We start from the raw sequence: 18,013 nt of genomic DNA, 5'->3' as shown, positions 1-18,013 counted from the left end.
AAGCAAGGATGAAAATAGAAGATGCAGTTACGAAATGGAAACGGAGGAATAATGGACTTATACGGATTCATATTGAAGGGAAAGAATCCATACAGATTAATTCTTTTATCCAACAACGAGCAGCAAGTACAATCAAGCTGCTGCTTGCAATAGAAGCGTTTCGTCAAATTGATGAGGGCATCTTGGCTTTAACATCTGTCATTCAAAGAATGGAAAAAAATACGGTTGGCGGAGCAGGTGTACTTAGAGCTCTTCCGCGGTTAACACATATTAAAGTGGAAGAGCTGCTTACCCTTATGATAATGGTTTCTGACAACACAGCTACAAATGAGCTCATTTCTTTAGTAGGATTTGAAAAAATTAACGAATGTGCTAAAAATCTAGGATTAAAGAAAACCGTTTTAAACCGCTATATGATGGACGAAACAGCTGTTAAACAAGGGATTGATAATTATACGTGTGCCTCTGACGTAGTAAAGTGCCTAAAGGAAATATATGTAGGAAACTTTTTGCGAAAATCTAGTTGCGAAAAAATAATGAGAATGCTAGAAATGCAGCAGTTTCGGCATAAGCTTCCAGCACGTATAGGATCAGCGTTTCAAGCTGCGAATAAGACTGGAGAACTACAGGGAGCAGAACATGATAGTGCTATTCTCATGCGAGGTAACGAAACGTATTATGCCGTTGTTTTGATAGATGGACTAAGTGACAATGAACAGGGAAGAAGATTGATTACTGATATTGGATACCTTCTGTCATCTAACATCTAAAAATCTTTTCACCATTTCAATAAGCGGGGGTAGTTTGGTCTCTTTTTATTTAATGTCTTCCATCAAAGAAAAACTGACATGTACTAATAATAAATGCTTGTCTTCTCAGATTTTGGCGAGACCGTTGTTTGCAGTGCTGGATTTGTGCTAGTAATAGATAAACATGTTCTTTTTCATAAAATTTTATGAAAAAATAATGATAAATCATTCATCCTATACCAACTTATTCATATTTTTTATATAATAGAATAATAGTATATATTTTAAACGAATAGTGAATGTCTATGCCAATTAGCAAGGAGCATGAAATTATTCGATTCATAAATGGTGGTGTATGTATGGCAAACGAACATGTAATGATAGATATTATAAAAGCATTTAAACGCAATTCAACTGAATCCATTGCCATGGATTTAATTAAGGAAGTGCGAGGGACATTTAGTCCTTTACCTAAATATATAGCGGATTTAATTGATGAGCTGAGAAAATTAAATTTAAAAGACGAAGTGATCAGTGTAATCTTGTATCAATCTGTATATGTGGCGGATCATCAATTTAATATTAAAGATACCATTACCAATCGTCAGTTTGTAAAAGATACGATTGAAATGGGCAGAAGATGGGTGCATCAGTACGGCCGAATTGAAACAGTAGAAGAAGCAATTCATATTGCAGAGCAAGTGTCTACAAAAGAGGACTTGCCTCATCATTTGCAAACAGCAACAATTGACGAAAAAATTACGCTTGAGGTGCAGCTTGATCATCAAACATATGAAATGTTAAAAAATATAGCGGTTTATTATGATCATCATTCCTATGAACAGTCAATGACTGTAGCAATTAATCGTTTATATACGCAGCTGCGCGATGCACAATCAAAAAATAGTTAAATGTCAAATCTCACATGTTCCGTGCACCATGTGAGATTTTTTAAGATGTGAAAGAGGCGCAGATGAAAATGTCTTGCTCCATCATTCATCAAAAGGAGGGAGAACATAGATGAGGGTATATTTATCTCCTCTTCAAGAAAAAGATGCTTCTAAAGTTTTTGCATATTGGTCGGATGAAGAGGTTACGAGATATATGAATATTGAGCCCTTTACGACGCTTTATCAAGCGGAAAGCATGATTGCACTTCTTCAAAGTTTGACGAAAGAAGGAAAAGCAATACGCTATGCTATTCGATTAAAGACTTCCGATGAAATCATTGGAACCTGCGGTCTAAACCGTATTGATTATGATAAAAAGCAAGCAGAGATAGGGTATGATTTAGGCAGACCTTTTTGGAAAAAAGGCCTCATGACAGAAGCGCTCTGCCTTTTGCTAAAAAAAGCTTTTGAAGAGTTTCATATAAAGGAGATTGAAGCAAAAGTTGATCCTAATAATAAAGATTCAATTACGCTTTTAAAAAAATTCTCGTTTCAACTAGAAGAGGAGTATGAGTCAGATAACTGTACGTGTTTATACACCGTCAACAAGGAAAAAGTGAGCACGATATTGTCAGGATGTTCAAAAGGCAGGAAGTAAATCAAACAGAAGTTCTTTTGAAATAGTAAATATTTTGGGGCCTTAACCGATAACAAAGAAAAGAACGAATTGAAGGAAGGTCATGAATGAATCATCATACACATTTACTAGAAGGAACGTACAATGAATTACTCGTTACACTCTCTTTCCTTATCGCTATTACTGCGGCGTACGCTTCTTTTGGGTTAGCTAATCGTGTGAAAATTTCCCGGGCAAAATTTATTCAGTTTTGGCTAATCAGCGGGGCATTTACATTGGGAGTAGGCATTTGGTCCATGCATTTTATCGCCATGCTTGCTTTTCACTTGCCCGTAGATGTTTCATACAATTTATGGTTTGTTCTTCTCTCAATCTTGGGAGCGATAACAGGATGTTATATAGGCCTTTACCTCATTCACAAACAAAAGAAAAGTATGAAGGCACTCACCATTGCGGGGAGCTTTATGGGAGCTGGAATTGTTTTTATGCATTATTCCGGCATGATGGCAATGCAGCCCATTATGATTTCATATGATCCATTTGTCGTTTTTCTCTCTATTCTTATTGCTGTTGCTGCTTCTAATACAGCTTTGTGGCTTGGTTTTTACTCAAAGCTAAATGAAGGGAAGCTTACCGTTTTTGCTAAGCTTATTTGTTCTACTATTATGGGCATTGCTATTGCTGGTATGCACTATACGGGCATGCAGGCAGCTTCTTTTTCAGGAATGCGAATGCCTGAACAATCAAACGGTTTTGCTTTAAATCCACTATATTTATCCGCCGTTATTATTTTTTTTGTTGTCTGCCTATTTACGGCTGTGTTTTTAACCATTTTTATGGATCGACGCGTACAAAAACAAGAAGTTTTAAAATGGGCTTTTTTTGAATCTGCCCTGGATGCTATTTTGGTGATTGATGAAAAAAGACATGTTTTATCGCTCAATTATGCAGCAGAAACGCTTTTCTCTCTTAAAGCATCAGATGTAATCGGGAGTGATGTTGTTAAGCTGCTGCCCTTCTATAAATTTTCTTCTCTACAAGACGGACGGACTGAGCACTCCCTTTTGATAAGTAATAGAGAAGTTACGGTTGAGATAACGGTGATGGCGGTAGCGATTGAAGAGACGGTTGAGTATATGCTGTATATACGCAATATGACGCAAGAGCGTGAAGCGGAAAAAACGTTGATTGAAGCAAAAAATCGTTATGAAAACTTGTTTTACTCCTCTCCATTGGCAATTATGGTCCATCGAGAAGAAGAGGTCGTGTCCGTGAATGATGCTATGATTCAGCTTTTAGGAGTAACGGAAGACCAGCTCGTTGGGAAATCGTTATATGATTTCTTTTCATCTGAACAAGTTCCTGATATTAAAAAAGGATTGAAGGCAGTAAGAGATAGAAAAGATGAGCCAAGACCTCCATTAGCTCAGTTGAAAATGTTTAATGCGTTAGGTAAGGAACTCTTTTTAGAAGTAAAATCTACGCTCATTCAAATTAATGGAGAGACGCTTTTTCAGACAGTAACTAGAGATGTAACGGAGCAGAAAAAAGCTCAAGAATCGCTTCAATATATGGCTTTTCACGATATGCTAACAGATTTACCAAATCGAAGTATGTTTTCAAACATTGTAGAGAAATCCATTGATTCAGCAGCTGCTTCAGGAAAAAAGCTTCATTTCTTATTTTTAGACCTCGATCGTTTTAAACAGGTAAATGACACGCTTGGTCATCATGCTGGAGATCAGCTTATGCTTCAGGTGGTCGATCGAATAAAGAGCTGCCTAAGAAACCAAGATGTGCTTTCGCGTTTTGGAGGAGATGAGTTTTTAGTTTTACTGCATGATAGGACGGATGAAGAAGTGAGAAAAATCTGTCAATCATTAAATGACTGCTTATCCACTCCTTTTGTAGTGCTATCGAGAGATGTTTATTTAGGGGTAAGCATCGGAGTTAGTTTATTTCCTAAAGATGGAAAAACGCTTGAGGTGCTAGTTCGCCATGCTGATTTAGCGATGTACGAAGTCAAAAAACAAGGGCGTAATCATTATCTGTTTTATCAAAAAGAAATGCAGGTTCATACTACGCGACGAATGAGAATTGAAGATGGTTTACGAAAGGCTTTTGAGCTGGGCGAAATGGAGCTTCACTATCAGCCGAAAGTCAATATTCAAAGTGGCCATATTGTTGGAGTGGAGGCTTTGATCCGGTGGACTCACGCCGAGATGGGCGTTATTTCTCCCGCAGAATTTATTCCGATTGCTGAAGAAACAGGCGTTATTGTTACATTGACGAAATGGGTATTAAAAAAAGCGTGCCATCAAAATAAGTATTGGCAGCTGAAAGGACTTCCTCCCTTAAAAATGAGTGTGAACATATCAAGCGTGGATTTTGGTATAACTGATTTTGTTGATTATGTGTTAGATGTCTTGCGTGAAGTAGAGTTAGAATCACGATATTTAGAACTTGAAATTACGGAAAGTGTAACGATGAAGCATGTTGAGCAAACAATCGAAAAGCTACAAATTTTAAAAGATGCAGGAGTATTTATTTCGATTGATGATTTTGGCTCAGGATATTCCTCATTCAGCTATATTCAGAAGCTGCCTATTCATACCCTGAAAATTGACCGGTCTTTTATTAAAGATTTAGATCCTAATACAACGGAAGTATCGATTGTCAGAGCCATTATTACACTAGCCAAAAGTTTGCAGCTATCCGTCGTAGCAGAAGGTGTAGAAGAAGTTGAACAAGTAGAACTTCTTCATAAAGAAAAATGTGATGAAGTGCAGGGATACTATTTCTCCAAACCGATTTCAGCGCAGGAATTTTATGAGAAATTTCATAAAATCGAAGAAAAAATGGAATTTGTTCATTAATGTAAAAAGCCGTTCTTCTAAATAAGAACGGCTTTTTATTATTGGTTATTTCGATATACATAAGGGTCTTTTGGAGACTGCTCACGCTTTACTTTTGTTACTTTCACAACAGGGATGGTTTTTTTGAACGGCTGGTAATACATTGTACTAATTTTTCCTGTAACCGTTGCCCAGTCATCATTTTTAAAAGTAACATCATCTGGAAACTCAATAAGCATTCCAAACACCCCTGAATCTGCAATACAATGAATGATACCAAAGCGAAAGAGAAAATATTGATTCTTTTTTAATTCTTTCGTTTGATACATAAATCCTTTAAAAGAAATGGTTTTGTCAGTGAATTCACCAGGATATCGGTAAATAGTCTCCATTGCATTTAAAAATTCCTCGTCTTCTAAGTTGATATTTTCTCCTTTAGAAAACTTTTTAAGATCACGATGAATCATTTTGTCATAGGCTTCTTCTCCGTAAAAAGAACTTGTGTCAGGCTGTAAAAATTGATGAGAAGAATAAGGATCCTTTTTGTCATAAATAGGAAAATGAAACCCTTTAGCTTCAACAATATTAGAATCAAGGGTTGCGACAGGTAAAAATAAGACCGTGAGTACAGGTAAAATATAAATTGGGTACCATACTCTTCGTTTCCATTTGCCATCTTGCTGATTATGGACGCATCCACAGCTACAATCATCATCATGTTTTTTAGGGCCTATCATGTAAAAGATTAATTCTGCAATGGTCAAGAACCAAAGGACAAAGATGGTGCAAAATGAAATCCAGGAATATTTCATATTGATATATTTTGAGATATCCCCAGTTGCATGAAGGTGCATGAAGATGAATGTAAACCCTATTAAAATTAAAATACGAATCATGCCAAATCCCTCCTTACTAATGAACAATTAAAATCGAAACAATAAGTACTAAAATGAAGACATACGCCAAAAGCGTAAAGACAAATTTAGTCTTAAACTGGCTTAGCATCATCAGCGTATTCTTGATATCAAACATTGGACCGAATACCAAGAATGAAACAATAGCACTATCTGTAAACGTACTGCGAAACGAGGAAGCGATAAACGCATCTGCAGAGGAACAAAGCGATAATACATAGGCAAGTCCCATCATTACCGCATTTGATGAAACATTTCCTTGTCCCAATGAAAGTAAAGTAGAGGTCTTCACGAACGTTTGCATGCCGGCTGCAATTAATCCGCCAATAATTAAAAATTTCCCAACAGAAAAAAACTCATCAATAGTATGACGAATCGATTGTGAAACTTTCTCACTCATTTTCTTGGGGGAAGTATGCAAATGAACCTCACGTTTTGTCTGAGGTGCTTTGAATTGAACACTTAAAATAAGACCTACAAGTAAGGAAACAATAAAAGCTACTCCTGCCCGATAAAATACTATTTTCCAATCATTTCCGAAAGCTACAAAGGTAGAAAATAAAACAACAGGATTAATAATAGGGCCTGTTAACATAAAAGGAATGGCAGCATAAAGGGGAACCCCTTTTGCCATTAAGCGCCTAGTAATAGGAACAATTCCACATTCACAGGCTGGAAAAAGAGCTCCAATCACACTAGCTAATATGACAGCACCTATTTTATTTTGAGGAATAACTCGAGCCATCATTTCATCCGTTACAAAAATTTGAATAATTCCTGAAATGATCACGCCTAATAATACAAAAGGAAGAGCTTCAATAAGAATACTAATAAATATAGTATTCATTTGTAATAGAGACGAATTCATTATTTTCACTCCAAAATTAAGTTTATCTAAAATGTATTAGTGCAATAAAGTTGTATTTGGTCAACTTATACATAGTGTATCGTAAAAAGGGAAGGGAATAAAGCTTTTTCAAAAAGAAGTGAAAGGATTTTTTTGTTATTTATTCAAAATATGTCCCGTATTATGAGAAAACTATTGACTCATCTTGAATTAACAGATAACATTGATGATAATGATTATCAGCGTCATCAAGAGTATATACATAGGAGGAAGCATTAAAATGAAGCAAGTTAAAAAGATTAGACTTCTCAGTATAGCTACTATTGTTGCTATTTTATTTGTTCTAGCAGGATGCGGGTCAAATCAAAATTCTTCAAAAGAAAATTCAGATAATAACCAAAAGGTGTCTGTTCAGCATGAGCTTGGAAAAACGAAAGTTCCTAAAAATCCTAAAAAAGTAGTTGTTCTTGAACTATCCTTTGTGGATGCTCTGCAAGGTTTAGGAATGAAGCCAATAGGGATTGCAGACGACAACAAAAAAGATATGATTAAAAAACTTGTAGGTGGAAAGATTGACTATACTTCAGTAGGAACACGTCAACAGCCGAATTTAGAAGTAATTAGTTCCCTGCAGCCGGACTTAATCATCGCCGATGTGCAGCGTCATAAAGCAATTTATAAAGAATTAAACAAAATTGCACCTACAATCGAATTAAAAAGTCGTGAATCTACATATGAAGAAAATATAGACTCATTTAAAACAATTGCAAAAGCAGTAGGAAAAGAAAAAAAAGCAGAGCAGCGATTAAATGAGCATGAAGAAACGATTTCGAAATTAAAAAATGAGTTAAAAGAAGAAAGTGGTCAGACAGTCTTACCAGCAGTTGTCAGAGATACTTCTTTCCAAGCGCATACGTCTTCTTCTTATGACGGAGAGTTTCTTGAAAAGCTAGGGTTGAAGAACGCTGTGCAGAACAAAGAAGCATATGCTGAAATGAATTTAGAACAGTTGTCAGACATTAATCCAGATATTTTAATCCTAGCAAATAATGAAGGCAAACTTGTAACGGATGAATGGAAAACAAATCCTCTTTGGGAAAATTTAAAAGCTGTTAAAAATGATAAAGTGTTTGTAGTAGACCGTGATTTATGGACAAGATTCCGAGGGGTAATTTCAGCTGAGGCAATTGGAAAAGATACGGTTAAGTTACTAAACAATAAGCAGCAGTAATATAACGGAATCTGACAAAGAGGCGAGAATAGTTATTCTATTCTTGCTTCTATTTGTTTAGAAAAGAAAACTGTAGAAAGTGTGTTGGAAATGACAAATCTTGTCCAAAAGCAAAAAATAAATAAATACATTGTGTTGGTAGCTAGTGTTTGCTTGTTAATCATCGGAATGATTTTACATGTCGCTGTGGGATCCTCTGCAGTTAGTTTTACAGAAGTAATTAAAGCAATTTTTGCTCCTGATGACTCTAAGCAGACAACGATCGTACAGACGCTCAGGTTGCCAAGAGCCGTGCTGGCAGCTCTTATTGGAGCCAGCTTGGCAGCTGCTGGAGCATTGATGCAAGCTATTACACGAAATTTGCTTGCTTCACCCCAAGTGTTTGGGGTAAATGCAGGTGCTTCATTAGCGATTGTAATAGCTTTTATTCTATTTCCTGATTTTACCTCTCAATCAACTGTTTATATTGCCTTTTTAGGAGCAGCTTTAGGAGGAATAACGGTTTATTTGTTCGCATCGGGCGGAAAGACAACTCATGTGAAACTAGCACTTGCCGGAATGGCCGTGCATTTATTTTTATCGTCGCTTACTCAAGGAGTGATTGTGTTAAATGAACAAGCTACGGACGTTTTGTATTGGCTTGTAGGTTCTATTAACGGGAAAGACTGGACTCATGTAAAAATTTTGTTACCTTGGTCATTTCTAGGTCTTCTTCTAGCTTTTGTATCATCTCGTTCTATATCGATTCTAGTGTTAGGAGAGAATATGGCAACGGGTTTAGGCGAAAAGGTAAAATGGATTCGCTTTTTTGCAGGTATACTAGTCATTATGCTTGCAGGTGCATCTGTTGCCGTTGCGGGGCCAATTGGGTTCGTAGGTCTCATTGTACCTCACATAGCTAGAAAATTAGTAGGAGGAGACTACCAGCGAATCCTGCCATTTTCAGCTCTATTAGGAGCCATTTTGCTTGTCTATGCCGATGTGCTTTCTCGTTTCATTGCCTATCCTTTTGAGTCGCCAGTAGGGATTGTAACAGCTCTTATCGGAGCTCCTTTCTTTTTATATCTTGCTAGAAAAGGGAGGAATATTAAGCAATGAAAAGAAAACACCCTTATCAAATATTAAGTATCTTATTGCTATGTTTAATCATCACGGTTGTAATTAGCTTAGGAGTAGGAGCCGTTTATATTTCCCCTGCAGAAATCTTTCAGCAAATAGTAGGTAGTTCCCAAGGTAGTTCCTTTATTTTAACAAATTATCGCATTCCACGTACCCTCATTGCTATTGTGGTCGGTGCGGCTTTAGCGGTAGCAGGAGCTATTTTGCAAGGGATATTAAAAAACCCGCTTGCTTCTCCTGATGTTATCGGTGTAACAAAAGGAGCAGGGCTATTCGCCGTTTTTATCTTAATTGTATTTCCAGCTGCTTCTATGCTTCTGCTGCCGCTTTCAGCTTTTTTAGGAGCATCGGTCATCGCCGTTATACTCATGGTGTTTTCCTATTCTCAAGGAGCTAAAACTCATACGCTGGCTTTAGTGGGTGTAGCTTTAGGAGCTATTTGCCAGGCTGGAATTCAGTATTTTATGATTAAGTTTCCAGATGACGTGAATACAACTCTTCTTTGGCTTACAGGAAGTTTATGGGGAAGAGGCTGGAGTGAGCTTTTGATGTTAATTCCTTGCGTCGTACTTGTTCCTTTTATTATTATATTTGCATCTAAGCTCGATATTTTAAACTTAGGAGATGAGATTGCAGTTGGCCTAGGAGAGCGAACAAAGTACGTTCGTTATACACTATTGAGTATGGCTGTGATATTGACAGGGTTATCTGTAGCTGTGGTTGGGTCAATTGGTTTTATTGGTTTAATTGCTCCTCATATTGGCAGGAGGTTAGTAGGAAGTCGTTCGAAATTCTTGTTACCAGTTTCAGCAGCAGTAGGTGCTTTATTCCTGATAATTGCTGACAGTCTCGGAAGAGGGGTTGTGCCGCCCATTGAGATTCCCGCTGGAATCGTAACATCCGTTATTGGTGCCCCTTATTTTCTATATTTACTGCGGCGTGAACAGAAAAAATAGGAGAAAGGAGGAAGAGTAATGACAAAGTTAACTGCGGAAAAACTTTCGCTATCATATGATTCAACTTCAGTTATTCGCGATATTGACCTTCACATTCCAGAAGGAAAGATAAGCATAATCATTGGATCAAATGGCTGCGGAAAATCAACAATCCTTCGTTCATTGGCGCGTTTATTAAAGCCGACAGAAGGAAATATTTATTTAAACGGAAAAGATATTCATCAACATTCATCAAAAGAAGTAGCAAAAAAACTGGCTATTTTGCCTCAAGCTCCTGAAGCTCCTGAAGATTTAACAGTAAAAGAGCTATGCTATTATGGTCGTCACCCTCATAAAGGCTTATTTGCTCGCTATTCTGCTGAAGATCATCAAATTGTAGAGGAGGCTTTACAGGCAACTAAACTGTCTAATTTAAGTCATCGCACACTGGATGCGCTCTCTGGAGGACAGCGTCAAAGGGCCTGGATTGCAATGGCATTAGCACAGGGTACGGAGCTTCTGCTTTTGGACGAGCCTACCACATATTTAGATTTAGCTCATCAGATTGAAGTGCTTGAACTTCTTCGTTTCTTAAACCAAAAGAGAAATTGTACAATTGTGATGGTCTTGCACGATTTAAACCAAGCAGCTCGCTATGCAGATCATTTAATCAGTATTTCAAACGGTCAGATTTACAAAGAAGGTTCTCCTGCTCAAGTATTTACAGAAGAAATGATAAGGGATGTGTTTAATTTATCATCAACTATCATTCAAAATCCGGTTGATGGTTCACCTCTATGTATACCAACTGGAATCATAAAATAAACTGCACTTAAAAAAACAGCGTACTATTTTCACATAGTACGCTGTTTTACATTTAAGGTCAGAGCTAACAGTTTATACAATACATAGATTCCAAGGTATGCACCGGTTAATAAAAAAGCTGAATTTAAAAAGATTGCATGAATGCTCGTCATAAAAACAGTATGATTTTTTAAGATACGATAGATAGAAGCAGCGGCTATATTTCCAAATACTAGCGCTGAAAGAAGGGCTAGCGTATTAAAAACTAGTTCTGCTCCTTTCCACTTTAGTGAGAAAAAAAGCATGATAATAGGAACAATAATACTTGCAGAAACCAACAGGAAAATCAATGGACCATCTCCAATACGTTATCTTATTACAGTTACATAGGATAATGTTTTTACTTATTTTTAGATAGTCTTCCCTTTTTATAGTCTGTTAAGCTTTTTTCTTCCATTTTTCACTTATATAAAAAAGTGAAATAATGGATAAAACCACTAAGATGATTTTTCCTTGCATAGATCCTTGTGAAATATGATAAATCGAATAAACTTCAATAAAAAGCGCTGGAATTTTTCCAAGTGCGCTAGCAGAAATGAATACCGCAAAGGAGCCTTTTCCTACAGCACTGAAGAATGTAATGAGGCCTGATGGAACAAAGGGAAGTAATCGCAAAGAAAGAATGAATATAAAAATCTCTTTCCCTTGTACGCGCAGCAGCTTTAGCCACTTGGAGTGAGAAGGTGTTTTGGTATGAACAAGTGTACGGAAACCTTTTCGGTACAGCCAAAAAGAGAGAGCTACACCTAAAACTTCTCCAATAAAAGAAAGTAAAAATCCATTCCAAAAACCAAATAATTTTACGTTTACGAACGTAAGGGGCGCGCTTGGAAATACGCCCGTAATGCTAATAAGGATGTTCAAGAGAACACTGATAAGCTCTGCTGCTTCTAAATGTTCAAGCAGAAATGTTTGAAGATAGTCAGTCATGGTTATACTCCCGTTTATGTTTTATATGTAGGGCTAATTTAAGCTCATTTTCTACTATTATATAATTTTTGGCATGAAATAAGCAGTCAGCAGTTTATAAAAAACGAAACAGGGTAACTACTTACTAACGAAAGACGATTTACTGATTTGAAGGGATGGACAACTCATGTTGAAATTTTTGCTTGTTATTGTGGTTGTATTATTAATTATTATGATTTTTAAACGCATTATCCGAAAATAAAAATGCTAACTAAGCAGCTCGTGAGACCTTTCTCACGAGCTCTTTTGCGGAGCTATTCGGCAGCTCTACAATACACTTTTTACTGTGATGAATATCACTGCAGCTAGAGAAATGAAGGGGTAAGATAGAAATGGGAGGGAGGTATATGGAGCTAATATTCTATCTCAGCACTTATTTATCAGGGGGAGCTATCGCATTATGGCTAATTAATGCAGCGTTTAATGGATTATTAAAATAACAGAGGGAGAGAAAATGAACGATTCTAAAGGTATAATGAACGATTCTAAAGGTATATTTAACAATAAAGAAAGAAAGCTTGCTCGCTATTTGGAGACGTACACAACCGAGCAAATTTTAAACGAAGCAGGCATGTCTTCGTCTGCTGCGTTATATGAGTTGAAAAAAATAAGATTACCGCGGGCAGTTGCTAATACGATTGTTTATTACGTACTGGCAACCAATAATCAAAAGCTGGTTATGTACAAACTGCTCATGTTAGCGGGCGTTTGTAAAAAGCTTGGCATTCAAGATGCACAGGCAGCCCTCACTTTTATCAAAAAATATTACGTTTGTCATCAGCATTTACACTAAAAAGCACATCTGTCTGAGGGGGAAAAGAGATGAATATTGTCCCGTTTAAGCAGCGTTCATCTGCGGAAATTTATCAAGATAAAGAACAGCCGTTTCAATGTTTCATTGAGGGAGATCGATTTCAGTTAGATTTGTATATGACGTATTTATTTCATCGCTGCCATTCTAGCAGGTATAGATATAGCCGTGCTAACAGAAAGGGTAGGATGTAATGATAAGATATCGGTGGTAAGCGGCTTCATTTTCCTAATGGAATAATGAAGCCGTTTGTTGTGTTAGAAAGAATGATTTACTATGATGTAGTTAATGATAAAAGAAAAAAGGAAGGGAAGGAACGTAATGGATTTACATAATTGGGAATATTGGATTTCAAAGCTTGAGCTGCAGCCTCATCCAGAAGGAGGGTTTTATAAACAAACCTATCGTTCTAATGATGAAATTTCTGATAAAGAAGTGTCATCTCAGTTTGATGACAAACGATTTCTATATACGAGTATTTACTTTTTATTAAGGTCTCACGATGTATCGCATTTCCACCGGCTGCAATCAGATGAATTATGGTACTATCATGGGGGAAGTTCTTTAACCATTCATATTATCTACCGCGACGGAACCTATCAAGAAGTAAAACTAGGTACAAACTTAGAAAATGGAGAAGTTCCTCAATTTTTAGTTCCAAGAGATACCATTTTCGGTTCCTCTGTCGCAAATGAGAATACGTTTTCCCTGGTAGGGTGTATGGTCGCACCAGGCTTTGATTTCCGTGACTTTGAATTATTCACAAAACAGCAGCTGCTTGATGAATTCCCCGAGCATGTCGTGATCATCGACAAATTAGGGTACGATAAACTCCCAAATGATTAAAAAGCATGCATCTCGGTTTGATGCATGCTTTTTTCATTTGAACCATCCTTTTTCCTTAAAGCGAGTAATGGCTTCAATGCGATTCTTTACTTCGAGTTTGTCCAGAATGGTAGAAATATAGTTGCGCACTGTTCCGGTCTTAATAGATAGTTCGTCAGCAATTTCTTTTGTGTTTTTTCCATCAGCTACTAGAGCTAATACTTCTTTCTCTCTAGCTGTAAGAGGACTGGTAGATTCACTATATAAGTCATCCACTAATTCTGGAGCATAGAGGCGTCTGCCTGCCATCACGCTTCGAATTGAATTTGCGAGTTCTTCACTTGGACTATCTTTTAGCAAGTAGCCACTTACGCCTGCTTTCAAAGCTCTTTGAAAATAGCCGGAGCGAGCGAACGTTGTTAAAATGATGACTTTGCAGTTTAAATCTTTCAGTTCCTCTGCAGCTTCAAGCCCAGTTTTAAGTGGCATCTCGATGTCCATTACGCATATGTCTGGCTGGTGCTGCTTAGCAAGTGATACCGCTTGTTCCCCATTTGAAGCTTTTCCGACAACTTCCATGTCATCTTCTAAATTTAACAAAGAGCCTAAAGCTCCTAACATCATTTGCTGATCTTCGGCAATGACAATTCGAATCATAATTGTTCCTCCTTAATATGTTTGACGATGTTTGGAACTGTAATATGAATAATCGTCCCCCCTTGACTGGAGATATCAAGATGGCCGTTTACAAACTCCAACCGCTCTTTCATTCCTAAAAGTCCGTTTCCTTCCAAGCAGGTTTTTTTCGTATTAATACCCACTCCATTGTCTGCTACCGTTATACCTACTTCTTTTGCAGACTGATGTAAAGTAATCGTGCAAACGGTGGCTTGACTATGTTTGACCACATTGGTTACGGCTTCTTTTAAGCACATGCTCAGAATATTTTCAATTAGCAAAGACACATTCTCTAATGAAATATCCTTTTCTCCTACAAACGTAATTTCGGCAGCTTCTAAAAGCTCTTGAACGCGTTTTAGTTCTTCGCTAAGGCGAATTCCACGCATTTGAGAAACCATTTTTCTCACTTCATTAAGAGCCGTGCGCGCTGTTTGCTGGACATCTTTTAATTCAGATTTTGCTTTTTCAGGATCTTTTGCAATAAGTTTTCTTGCTAAATCACTTTTTAGACCGATAAGAGACAGCTTTTGTCCTAGCGTATCGTGCAGGTCGCGAGCTATACGCTGGCGCTCTTCCTGTTTTACAAGCTCAGAAATACGTTTATTTGCATCTTCCAGCTGTTCTTCCAGACGGTCTCGCTTCTTCCGGTTATAAATGCTAAATGGCAGTACAATTACACTAATGGAAATTACAAAAATGAAAGGCAGCTGTTTTAAAAAGATCTCTTCTTGCATAACAACGTTAAAGTTTACTGAAATAACGGTGCTGATCAAATGAACAGCATACAAAGTGAAGAAAGCGAGCCGTTTTTGGATATTTCCAATAAAATAAGCGATAAAAAAAGCGAAGTAAAAGGCAAAGTAAATATAATTAAAAATCGTTGTTAGTGCTAAGGAAATGACGATTAATAAAGCCGTCCATACGTAAACGGACTTGTCTGTTGAAACAAATGCAAAACGATAGAAAATAAAAAATAAGATGGTTAGTAAAGAGCCAAGAATAATGTGATTCATGGATGAAGACTGTAAGATAAAATAAAATGGTAAAATGGCAAATACCGTCCATATGTAAGGAGATAGCCCAGTGATTTTTTGGAAAAACGTATATTTTTTCATAAAGAACCTCATTTGTTTGTTAAAATACACTATTAGTTTACCACAAAGTAGAATGAAATAAGTTTAGGCGAATAGATAAAACAGTCAAGCTTTTGAAAGCTTGACTGTTTTATTAAAGTTCTGCTTTTGTTTGAGAAGAAATTCTGCTTGCTTTTGGTGCAGCTGAGCGTTTTTTTATTTCTTTAAAGCTCACAAACATTTTGTTTTCTTCATCCCATAAACGGAATCGAAGAGAGCGAAGGCTTGTTGCGAGTGTAATGGTTGGTACATTTTGAAGAGGCTGTGTGTGTTGATGAACAGCTTCAAGCTTATAGTTGGGCACTCTTGGGCTTAAATGATGTACGTGGTGAAACCCGATATTGCCTGTTAGCCATTGCAAAAGTTTTGGAAGCTTGTAAAATGAACTTCCTTCAACGGCTGCTTTTACATAATCCCAGTGCTCATCTTCTTCAAAATAAGAATCTTCAAACTGATGCTGTACATAAAACAGCCAAATTCCAATTGAACCTGAAATGAAGAAAATCGGTCCTTGAATTAATACAAACGCCTGCCAACCTACCAACCAGCAGGTCGCTGCTGCTAATGCAACAATCAATACATTTGTAAGATACGTGTTCATTCTCTCTTTTTTCTTCGCATTTTTTCGATTGAATCGGTTTGTAATCAAAAATACATATATAGGTCCCACGCCGAACATAACGAACGGGTTGCGATAAATACGGTAAGCGATTTTTTTCCAAATAGAAGCTTCTTTATATTCCGTTACGGTTAACACCCAAATGTCACCCGTACCTCTTTTATCTAAGTTGCTGCTTGTTGCATGGTGAATGGCATGGCTATGTCCCCATTGACTGTAAGGAAACATCGTTAACACACCGGTAATTGTTCCGAGAATTTTATTGTGTTGTCTACTCTTAAAGAAAGAGTAGTGACAACAGTCATGAAAAATAATGAATATTCTTACTAAAAACCCTGCTGCGATAACAGTTAGCGGAAATGCTAAAAAATAAGAAATTGAAAGGCTCTCATAAGCGAGAAACCATAGTGTGAAAAAAGGTAAAAAAGTATTAATCAATTGTCTTATGCTGTCTTTCATTACTGCTTTTTCAAAGGGTGCAACTTGTTTTCGTAAATTCTTTTGTTTTTGTATAGTCATATGAAATTCCTTTCATCACCGTATATTATCCTCAGTATAAAGGGATTTTTCTGACTATTTAAGACATACGTGTCATATAGAAACTATGACACTTGTCATATATACGTAGGGGGAAGCTGTAAAAAATGAAAAAAAGCGGTATTTAACAGTTTGCGGTTCTGATAAAATTATACAGTGAAGGCTTATTGTTACGGAGCATTTAAGAAAAAGGAGTTTGAAATGAATAAAAGAAATAGATGGGTATATCTGCTTCTAGCTATTGTTGTCATGGGAGCGGGCCTCTTATCAAGAAAACTTACTGCGTATCTTCCTCACATCATAAATATATATGCGGGAGATTCGTTATGGGCCTTAATGATTTTTGTCAGCGCGGGTTTTTTGTTTCCTACATGGAAGACAAAAATGATTGGTATGTTTGCTATAGGGTTTTGTTACTTCATTGAATTTACACAGCTGTATCACGCTCCGTGGATTGATGACATAAGAAGGACTGCGCTAGGAGGGCTCATTTTGGGGTATGGCTTCTTATGGAGCGATATACTAGCCTATTCGATTGGAGTCGCGGTAGGAATGAGCTGGGAGTATTATAGATATCGATTTAAAAGACCCGCCTAGCAAATACGTTTCAATGAATCTTAGAACTCAGCTGAGGATGGAATAAGCCGTAGGGTTATGAAGCAGGATGTATATACATAAAAATAAACTTATGCATAAAATTTTTTATTTAAAACCTATTATCTATTCGTTGAACGAGAGGAAGAGAGGGGATTATTTGAATTTAATAGCCTGGATGATTATTGCATGTGAAATCGCTTTTTGGATAGTCATCATTTTAGGATTAGCAACAAGGTATATGTTTAAAAAACAAAAGCTCAGTTTTTTTATTTTAGCTTTAACACCTGTTGTTGATTTTTTTCTTCTGATTGTGACGAGCATAGACCTTTACGGAGGTGCTACAGCGACTTATGCTCACGCTATTGCAGCCGTGTATATTGGAATTTCGATTGCTTTTGGAAAAAGTATGATTCAATGGGCAGACGAACGCTTTCAATATTATGTGATGAAAAGCGGAGAAAAACCTCGTAGGCGCTATGGAATAGAATATGCAAAGCATTATTTTAAATCATGGATACAGCATCTTATTGCTTACGCTATTGGGGCAGCTCTTTTAGCGGCGATGATGTATATAGTACCAAATGGAAAAACTAACGTGCTGCAAAATGTAGTGGAAGTTTGGACAGTTATTGTAGGAATTGATTTCTTATTATCTCTTTCTAATTTCGTTTGGCCTAAAAAAGAAAAAGAGTCTGGTTATACTAACTCATAAAAAGGCATCGATGCTTGAAAAGCCAGTGAAAAAACCTCCCTGTAAGGAGGTTTTTTGTTTTACCATCCAGGGTATAGGTATATGAATG

At 36.9% G+C, this 18,013-nt stretch carries 20 protein-coding genes; 13 read left to right on the top strand and 7 right to left on the bottom strand.

What is annotated here, in order from left to right:
• The first annotated feature begins 8 nt into the window (after nt 1-8).
• The 4 genes from ACH0CI_RS11925 (at nt 9) to ACH0CI_RS11910 (ending at nt 5,152) form a co-directional block, all read left to right on the top strand.
• Nucleotides 9-770 (top strand): serine hydrolase, encoded by a 762-nt coding sequence (locus tag ACH0CI_RS11925; RefSeq protein WP_406901494.1) that lies wholly within the window; start codon nt 9-11, stop codon nt 768-770.
• 338 nt (nt 771-1,108) lie between these two features.
• A complete protein-coding gene (locus ACH0CI_RS11920; protein WP_013056190.1) occupies nt 1,109-1,660 on the top strand; it encodes a hypothetical protein in 552 nt (183 codons plus the stop codon).
• Between the two features lie 109 nt (nt 1,661-1,769).
• A complete protein-coding gene (locus tag ACH0CI_RS11915) occupies nt 1,770-2,297 on the top strand; it encodes a GNAT family N-acetyltransferase (protein ID WP_406901493.1) in 528 nt (175 codons plus the stop codon).
• Nucleotides 2,298-2,383: 86 nt separating this feature from the next.
• Nucleotides 2,384-5,152, top strand: coding sequence for a bifunctional diguanylate cyclase/phosphodiesterase (locus ACH0CI_RS11910; RefSeq protein WP_406901492.1), 2,769 nt, complete (start codon nt 2,384-2,386; stop codon nt 5,150-5,152).
• A 38-nt stretch (nt 5,153-5,190) separates the two neighbouring features.
• Here ACH0CI_RS11910 and ACH0CI_RS11905 read toward each other — a convergent pair whose 3' ends face one another.
• Together ACH0CI_RS11905 and ACH0CI_RS11900 are read right to left on the bottom strand one after the other, a co-directional pair.
• Complete coding sequence (locus ACH0CI_RS11905; protein WP_028414014.1) at nt 5,191-6,027, bottom strand: TIGR03943 family putative permease subunit; 837 nt, start codon at nt 6,025-6,027, stop codon at nt 5,191-5,193.
• Between the two features lie 16 nt (nt 6,028-6,043).
• Nucleotides 6,044-6,913 (bottom strand): permease, encoded by an 870-nt coding sequence (locus tag ACH0CI_RS11900; RefSeq protein ID WP_033578462.1) that lies wholly within the window; start codon nt 6,911-6,913, stop codon nt 6,044-6,046.
• Between the two features lie 259 nt (nt 6,914-7,172).
• On the opposite strand from ACH0CI_RS11900, the gene ACH0CI_RS11895 reads away from it, so the two are divergent.
• The 4 genes from ACH0CI_RS11895 (at nt 7,173) to ACH0CI_RS11880 (ending at nt 11,002) form a co-directional block, all read left to right on the top strand.
• Nucleotides 7,173-8,123, top strand: coding sequence for an ABC transporter substrate-binding protein (locus ACH0CI_RS11895; RefSeq protein WP_028414012.1), 951 nt, complete (start codon nt 7,173-7,175; stop codon nt 8,121-8,123).
• Between the two features lie 90 nt (nt 8,124-8,213).
• Nucleotides 8,214-9,221, top strand: a complete 1,008-nt coding sequence (locus ACH0CI_RS11890; protein WP_406901491.1) for a FecCD family ABC transporter permease — start codon at nt 8,214-8,216, stop codon at nt 9,219-9,221.
• On the top strand, nt 9,218-10,198 hold the full coding sequence (locus ACH0CI_RS11885; protein WP_406901489.1) for a FecCD family ABC transporter permease: 981 nt from the start codon (nt 9,218-9,220) through the stop codon (nt 10,196-10,198). Before ACH0CI_RS11890 ends, ACH0CI_RS11885 begins: the two co-directional genes overlap by 4 nt.
• 18 nt (nt 10,199-10,216) lie before the next feature.
• Nucleotides 10,217-11,002, top strand: a complete 786-nt coding sequence (locus ACH0CI_RS11880; protein WP_028414009.1) for an ABC transporter ATP-binding protein — start codon at nt 10,217-10,219, stop codon at nt 11,000-11,002.
• A 29-nt stretch (nt 11,003-11,031) separates the two neighbouring features.
• Here ACH0CI_RS11880 and ACH0CI_RS11875 read toward each other — a convergent pair whose 3' ends face one another.
• Nucleotides 11,032-11,331, bottom strand: a complete 300-nt coding sequence (locus ACH0CI_RS11875; RefSeq protein WP_028414008.1) for a hypothetical protein — start codon at nt 11,329-11,331, stop codon at nt 11,032-11,034.
• A gap of 88 nt (nt 11,332-11,419) precedes the next feature.
• Nucleotides 11,420-11,971, bottom strand: a complete 552-nt coding sequence (locus ACH0CI_RS11870; protein ID WP_335708307.1) for a TVP38/TMEM64 family protein — start codon at nt 11,969-11,971, stop codon at nt 11,420-11,422.
• Between the two features lie 493 nt (nt 11,972-12,464).
• On the opposite strand from ACH0CI_RS11870, the gene ACH0CI_RS11865 reads away from it, so the two are divergent.
• The 3 genes from ACH0CI_RS11865 to ACH0CI_RS11855 all read left to right on the top strand — a co-directional run bounded on the left by ACH0CI_RS11865 (nt 12,465) and on the right by ACH0CI_RS11855 (nt 13,667).
• Nucleotides 12,465-12,803 (top strand): hypothetical protein, encoded by a 339-nt coding sequence (locus ACH0CI_RS11865; RefSeq protein WP_406901488.1) that lies wholly within the window; start codon nt 12,465-12,467, stop codon nt 12,801-12,803.
• Nucleotides 12,804-12,832: 29 nt separating this feature from the next.
• Nucleotides 12,833-13,015, top strand: a complete 183-nt coding sequence (locus tag ACH0CI_RS11860) for a hypothetical protein (protein WP_047751346.1) — start codon at nt 12,833-12,835, stop codon at nt 13,013-13,015.
• Between the two features lie 127 nt (nt 13,016-13,142).
• Entirely contained in the window at nt 13,143-13,667 is a 525-nt protein-coding gene (locus tag ACH0CI_RS11855; protein WP_028414004.1) for a cupin domain-containing protein, read from the top strand.
• A gap of 33 nt (nt 13,668-13,700) precedes the next feature.
• On the opposite strand, the gene ACH0CI_RS11850 is transcribed toward ACH0CI_RS11855, so the two are convergent.
• The 3 genes from ACH0CI_RS11850 to desA all read right to left on the bottom strand — a co-directional run bounded on the left by ACH0CI_RS11850 (nt 13,701) and on the right by desA (nt 16,598).
• Entirely contained in the window at nt 13,701-14,303 is a 603-nt protein-coding gene (locus ACH0CI_RS11850) for a response regulator transcription factor (protein ID WP_013056197.1), read from the bottom strand.
• Entirely contained in the window at nt 14,300-15,442 is a 1,143-nt protein-coding gene (locus tag ACH0CI_RS11845) for a sensor histidine kinase (RefSeq protein ID WP_406901487.1), read from the bottom strand. The genes ACH0CI_RS11850 and ACH0CI_RS11845 overlap by 4 nt, the downstream gene beginning before the upstream one ends.
• Nucleotides 15,443-15,554: 112 nt before the next feature.
• On the bottom strand, nt 15,555-16,598 hold the full coding sequence (desA, locus tag ACH0CI_RS11840) for a Delta(5) desaturase DesA (RefSeq protein ID WP_028414002.1): 1,044 nt from the start codon (nt 16,596-16,598) through the stop codon (nt 15,555-15,557).
• Nucleotides 16,599-16,817: 219 nt separating this feature from the next.
• On the opposite strand from desA, the gene ACH0CI_RS11835 reads away from it, so the two are divergent.
• Both ACH0CI_RS11835 and ACH0CI_RS11830 read left to right on the top strand, forming a co-directional pair.
• On the top strand, nt 16,818-17,213 hold the full coding sequence (locus ACH0CI_RS11835; RefSeq protein WP_335708305.1) for a ribosomal maturation YjgA family protein: 396 nt from the start codon (nt 16,818-16,820) through the stop codon (nt 17,211-17,213).
• Between the two features lie 157 nt (nt 17,214-17,370).
• Nucleotides 17,371-17,925 (top strand): hypothetical protein, encoded by a 555-nt coding sequence (locus ACH0CI_RS11830; RefSeq protein WP_034266583.1) that lies wholly within the window; start codon nt 17,371-17,373, stop codon nt 17,923-17,925.
• Nucleotides 17,926-18,013: the final 88 nt, after the last annotated feature.

Origin of the sequence: Priestia sp. 179-F W1.4 NHS (assembly GCF_045369295.1) — a bacterium.
Lineage (GTDB): Bacteria > Bacillota > Bacilli > Bacillales > Bacillaceae_H > Priestia > Priestia zanthoxyli.
The sequence above is the reverse complement of the archived record's forward strand: the minus strand, read 5'-3'. Positions and strand labels throughout refer to the sequence as shown.

Bases quoted from the DNA above. Each gene is read 5' to 3' on its own strand.
- ACH0CI_RS11925 (WP_406901494.1), top strand. From the start codon at position 9: ATGAAAATAGAAGATGCAGTTACGAAATGGAAACGGAGGAATAATGGA.
- ACH0CI_RS11920 (WP_013056190.1), top strand. From the start codon at position 1,109: ATGGCAAACGAACATGTAATGATAGATATTATAAAAGCATTTAAACGC.
- ACH0CI_RS11915 (WP_406901493.1), top strand. From the start codon at position 1,770: ATGAGGGTATATTTATCTCCTCTTCAAGAAAAAGATGCTTCTAAAGTT.
- ACH0CI_RS11910 (WP_406901492.1), top strand. From the start codon at position 2,384: ATGAATCATCATACACATTTACTAGAAGGAACGTACAATGAATTACTC.
- ACH0CI_RS11905 (WP_028414014.1), bottom strand. From the start codon at position 6,027: ATGATTCGTATTTTAATTTTAATAGGGTTTACATTCATCTTCATGCAC.
- ACH0CI_RS11900 (WP_033578462.1), bottom strand. From the start codon at position 6,913: ATGAATTCGTCTCTATTACAAATGAATACTATATTTATTAGTATTCTT.
- ACH0CI_RS11895 (WP_028414012.1), top strand. From the start codon at position 7,173: ATGAAGCAAGTTAAAAAGATTAGACTTCTCAGTATAGCTACTATTGTT.
- ACH0CI_RS11890 (WP_406901491.1), top strand. From the start codon at position 8,214: ATGACAAATCTTGTCCAAAAGCAAAAAATAAATAAATACATTGTGTTG.
- ACH0CI_RS11885 (WP_406901489.1), top strand. From the start codon at position 9,218: ATGAAAAGAAAACACCCTTATCAAATATTAAGTATCTTATTGCTATGT.
- ACH0CI_RS11880 (WP_028414009.1), top strand. From the start codon at position 10,217: ATGACAAAGTTAACTGCGGAAAAACTTTCGCTATCATATGATTCAACT.
- ACH0CI_RS11870 (WP_335708307.1), bottom strand. From the start codon at position 11,971: ATGACTGACTATCTTCAAACATTTCTGCTTGAACATTTAGAAGCAGCA.
- ACH0CI_RS11865 (WP_406901488.1), top strand. From the start codon at position 12,465: ATGAACGATTCTAAAGGTATAATGAACGATTCTAAAGGTATATTTAAC.
- ACH0CI_RS11860 (WP_047751346.1), top strand. From the start codon at position 12,833: ATGAATATTGTCCCGTTTAAGCAGCGTTCATCTGCGGAAATTTATCAA.
- ACH0CI_RS11855 (WP_028414004.1), top strand. From the start codon at position 13,143: ATGGATTTACATAATTGGGAATATTGGATTTCAAAGCTTGAGCTGCAG.
- ACH0CI_RS11850 (WP_013056197.1), bottom strand. From the start codon at position 14,303: ATGATTCGAATTGTCATTGCCGAAGATCAGCAAATGATGTTAGGAGCT.
- ACH0CI_RS11845 (WP_406901487.1), bottom strand. From the start codon at position 15,442: ATGAAAAAATATACGTTTTTCCAAAAAATCACTGGGCTATCTCCTTAC.
- desA (WP_028414002.1), bottom strand. From the start codon at position 16,598: ATGACTATACAAAAACAAAAGAATTTACGAAAACAAGTTGCACCCTTT.
- ACH0CI_RS11835 (WP_335708305.1), top strand. From the start codon at position 16,818: ATGAATAAAAGAAATAGATGGGTATATCTGCTTCTAGCTATTGTTGTC.